General features: G+C 58.4%; 4 protein-coding genes. All 4 read left to right on the forward strand.

All coding sequences use genetic code 11. From position 1 onward, the window contains the following. Positions 1 to 352 precede the first annotated feature (352 nt). The 4 genes from WCA53_RS00015 to otsA all read left to right on the forward strand — a co-directional run bounded on the left by WCA53_RS00015 (position 353) and on the right by otsA (position 4,345). Positions 353 to 1,753: a sigma-54-dependent transcriptional regulator gene (locus tag WCA53_RS00015; RefSeq protein WP_423903890.1), complete on the forward strand. Its 1,401-nt coding sequence runs from the start codon at positions 353 to 355 to the stop codon at positions 1,751 to 1,753. Positions 1,754 to 2,044: 291 nt separating this feature from the next. After that, positions 2,045 to 2,290: a hypothetical protein gene (locus tag WCA53_RS00020; RefSeq protein WP_423903893.1), complete on the forward strand. Its 246-nt coding sequence runs from the start codon at positions 2,045 to 2,047 to the stop codon at positions 2,288 to 2,290. 186 nt (positions 2,291 to 2,476) lie between these two features. Further along, positions 2,477 to 2,713, forward strand: coding sequence for a hypothetical protein (locus WCA53_RS00025; RefSeq protein ID WP_423903895.1), 237 nt, complete (start codon positions 2,477 to 2,479; stop codon positions 2,711 to 2,713). A 189-nt stretch (positions 2,714 to 2,902) separates the two neighbouring features. After that, a complete protein-coding gene (otsA, locus tag WCA53_RS00030; protein ID WP_423903897.1) occupies positions 2,903 to 4,345 on the forward strand; it encodes an alpha,alpha-trehalose-phosphate synthase (UDP-forming) in 1,443 nt (480 codons plus the stop codon). Positions 4,346 to 4,720 lie beyond the last annotated feature (375 nt).

Genomic DNA, 4,720 nt, shown 5'->3' on the forward strand with positions numbered 1-4,720 from the left:
GCAAGAAAATCCGACTTAAGCAGAACGACCACGCTAGCAGAAGGACTCAACGCTCTCCCCACACTCGCCGCTAACAGCACCCCCAAATCTCCCGCACCCCATGGAGTGCGTTCCATCTCGATAAAGCTTTATAATCGGCCAAGTCCCGGCAATTAGTTCGCTGTATGGCAATAATTGCGTGCTGAAATAGATAACCTGCAAGCAAATCGGAAAGTCTTTCATCTTTCATCTTCGGCGTGCTTGATCCTCTCAGCGCGCATTCGGCCTGGCGACGTACCTGCTACGTCCCGGAGATACCCCCGGCGCATTCAGCGTCGTGTGACCCTCAACGCTTTTATTAAATTCGAGACGCATGCCACACGTATTGATTGTCGATGACGATCCCAGTACCCGCGAGGCACTAGCCGCGATCATCGGCGAAGATGGACTGACGACAGCCACGGCAGGCGACCTGCGCGAAGCGCGGATTCAACTCGTGCGCCAAACGCCGGATGTCATATTCACCGACCTCAAGCTTCCCGATGGACTGGGCGTGGACCTGTTTGAAGATCTCGATCCGCGTTCTGGCGTCGAGGTCATCGTGATTACGGGCCATGCGACTGTCGAGTCGGCGGTGAATGCGCTGAAAATGGGCGCGACCGATTACCTCGTGAAGCCTATCAACATGCAACGCGTGAAGGCGATCTTGAGCCGCCTTCCGCGGCCAGGCGACCTGAAGGCCGAAATCGGCACGCTGCGTGGTGAATTGCGGCGAATGGGCCGCTTCGGCTTGATGCTGGGCAATTCGCCCGCCATGCAAACGGTCTACGACCAGGTCGGTCGCGTAGCGCCGACGGCAGCGTCGGTGCTGCTCATCGGCGAATCGGGAACGGGCAAGGAAGTCGCCGCACAGACGCTTCATGAACTCAGCCTTCGACGCAAGCATTCGTTTATCGCCGTGAATTGCGGCGCGATTTCTCCGAACCTGATCGAATCGGAAATGTTCGGCCATGAGCGTGGATCGTTTACTGGCGCTGATCGCCAGCACAAGGGCTATTTCGAGCGCGCAAACGGCGGCACGCTGTTTCTCGATGAAATCACCGAAATGCCGATCGAACTCCAGGTGAAATTGCTGCGCGTGCTGGAAACAGGCATGTTCATGCGCGTCGGTACGACAAAGGAACTGGAAACCGATGTTCGCCTGATCGCGGCGACCAACCGCGATACCGAACAGGCGGTGCTCGAAGGGAAGTTGCGCCTGGACCTGTATCACCGGCTCAACGTGTTCCCTATCAACCTGCCGCCGTTGCGCGATCGCGGAGGCGATGTCGAGCTGCTTGGCCAGGCGTTTCTCGATGAACTCAACTCCCGCTACAACACGAAGAAGACCTTCCCGCAGTCGCTGCGCGACATGCTCGGGTCGTACCCGTGGCCCGGCAACGTGCGTGAGCTGAAGAACTACGTGCAGCGCGCCTACATCATGTCGGGCGCCGAATCGGATAGGACGGCGACGGTGCCGTTGCAGATTTCCCTGTCGAAGCCATCGGCGGGAACAGCCATTACGATTCCGTTCGGCACGTCGCTCGCAGAAGCGGATCGACAGTTGATCCTTGCTACGCTCGAACAATCGGGCGGCGTAAAGACTCGGGCGGCCGAAATTCTCGGCATCAGCCTGAAGACGCTCTACAACCGCTTGGTCGAGTACGGCGACGACGTCAAGGGCGCGGACAGCGAAGCGAGCGTAGCGGGTAACGCGGACGCGACTGGGCGCTAACCGGAACTCAGCCACGCGCAGCGCCCGTTGCATTGCGGACTTCCAGGATGTCCGCTTTGGGCGGGCGTTTTTCTTTTGCGCGCGGGCTCGTCGCGCCGATAATGAAATAGAGGTCCGTGTGCGCGGTCTTCGGCGAAACTCGCCAATGCGGCATTTCGGGGGCATGGCTCTTGCTGGATCAGGAAGGTATGCCTAGCTCGCGCTAGCGGCATCGCCGGACGCGTTTTTAGCTGGCGATAATGCAAGCCATCGAGTCCACCAGCACTTCCATGATAAGAACGGGGAGCCGACATGATCGATCTCGCACCGCTTCGCGCGGTATATTGCGGCCAAGCCAAGCGTAGCCAACCCACGCGCAGCCGAGTCAACGCGCAGACACCGCAACCGCCCGATCCGCCCTTCACGCCAGACACGCCGCAGGAACCTGACACGATCCCCGATCCGACGCGCGAGCCGCCGTCGCCGCCTATGCAGCCCATCGGCGATCCGCCTCCCGGGCCAAACGAGACGCCGCACGTTTTGATGACCGTGCATTGAGCCGGGCCATGCGCCGATCGAACGGAAGGCGCATGATTGAAGAACTGTCTGCTGATACTGTAGGCATTACAACTCGCAATGCGAGTTTGACCGGATAGTTAATGTGAGCGGTCACTTTTGCTTGTGGGTCTCGTTCGTAGTTTGCCGCCGAACCAGTTCTCCGACGGCCTTCTTTTGGAGGCATCAATGAGGCACCCCGCACTTCGGCGCTCCGCGCGCCACTCGGCCAAACGTGAAACGCGTGCTGCTTCCGAAAAAATATCGGCCCCCGGCGATCCGCTCGTATCACACCCGGAACACGATCCCGCCGGACAAAATCGCGCCGTACCGGGCGTGCCGGCTGACGGCGACCATAACCAGGGTGGCGTGCGACAAGAGGGATTGGACTATCAACGCGATTTAGGTTCTGAGCAAGACGCCTGAAAAAGCTTGACTCACTGCGCGCGAACACCGTTGAAATATTCTGTCCGAACGTGGTTGGCCACGTGTTTTCGCTCGCCAGTCACATTTATATACAATTTTTATTTTTCAAATTGTGAAAGCGGCATATGTCTTGCGTTCGTCTGTTATCAACTTGAGAAGATAACCGACAACTAATGAGGTAACGCTGCAATGAGCAGATTGATCGTGGTATCGAATCGCGTTGCGCCGATCCAGGAAGGCAAGCCGGCGGCTGGCGGACTGGCGGTCGGTGTCCTTGACGCATTGAAGGAGACGGGCGGCGTGTGGTTCGGCTGGAGCGGCGAAATTGTGGGCGAAGCGTCCGAGCCGGTGATAGAGAAGCGCGGCAACGTGACCTACGCGACCGTCGGCCTGACGCGGCGCGATTACGACCAGTATTACCGCGGTTTTTCCAATGCCACGCTGTGGCCGACATTTCACTATCGCAATGACCTATCGCGTTTTGATCGCGAGGAGTACGCCGGTTACAAGCGTGTCAACGTCAATCTCGCGAGGCAGCTTAAGCCACTGCTTGAACCGGACGACATCATCTGGGTTCATGACTATCACTTGCTGCCGTTCGCGCAGGAATGCCGCGCGGCAGGCATCAAGAATCCGATTGGATTTTTCCTGCATATTCCGTTTCCCGTGCCTGAAATCATGCGCACCGTGCCGCCGCACGAGGAATTGATCAAGGCAATGTGCAGCTACGACGTCGTAGGATTCCAGACCGGCGCGGACCAGCAGTCGTTTGTCGATTACATCGAACGTGGAAACCTTGGACATCTCAGCGAAGACGGGATGCTGCAGGCTTACGGCCGGGTGTTGAAAGTCGGCGCTTATCCGATCGGCATTTATCCCGACGCCATCGCGAAAGCTGCCGAGCAGTTTTCGAATCGCAAGCCGGTGAAAAGTCTGCGTGACAGCTTGCGCGGGCGCAAGTTGATCATGAGTGTGGATCGGCTCGATTATTCGAAAGGGCTTGCGGAACGATTCCAGGCGTTCGAGCGCTTGTTGCTGCGTGCGCCGGGCTGGCACGGCCGGGTATCGATGGTACAAATCGCGCCGCCAACGCGCTCCGACGTGCAGACCTATCAGCGTATCCGCCAGAACCTTGAAGGTGAAGCAGGGCGGATCAATGGACGGTTTGCGCAATTGGACTGGACCCCGATCCAGTATCTCAACCGGAAATACGACCGTAGCTTGTTGATGGCGTTGTTCAGGTTGTCTCAGGTCGGCTACGTCACGCCTTTGCGCGACGGAATGAATCTGGTCGCCAAGGAATACGTAGCGTCGCAGGATCCGGCCGATCCGGGCGCGCTTGTGTTGTCCCAGTTTGCTGGCGCTGCGGATCAGATGCCGGGTGCGCTCGTGGTCAATCCGTTTGATTTATCGCAGATGTCTGAAGCATTGGAGCGCGCGTTGTCGATGCCGTTGGCCGAGCGTCAGGCGCGGCATACGGACATGATGGGGCCGTTGAGGGAAAACAATCTGTCGGTGTGGCGCGATTCGTTCCTGCGCGATTTGCGCAGCGTGGCGACGGCGGCATCGGCGACGAAAAAAGCGGTGCGGCAAGTGTCCGAAACCAAGCGCCCCGCACGCGCGGCGAGCTAAGCCGACAGACTGCGCCCAGGCGGCGCAACGACTCTATGCGTCCCTCGGTTTCAAGCCGATCCCGCTTACATTTTCAATCCTGTTGTGGGCACCATATTCATGGAACGTGATCTGACCGGGCCAGATGCTCAGGTCGCATGACGGCGCAGGGTGGTATCGATCGGTGGCAGCGGCAAAACGACAAACCACGCTACCATCCAAAATCCGCCCAAAATGCACAGTCCAAGAATGCAATGCTATCCGCCAAGCTAACAGAAAGCCGAACCTTGAAATCCCTCTGGTACTGGATAGCAAACCCCATTGCCCGATGGGGGCAGGACCACTGCGTCATGTTTTCGGCATCGATCGCGTTCTTCGCTGCATTCTCCCTCGCTC

Source organism: Caballeronia sp. (assembly GCF_049581465.1).
Taxonomy (GTDB): Bacteria; Pseudomonadota; Gammaproteobacteria; order Burkholderiales; family Burkholderiaceae; genus Caballeronia.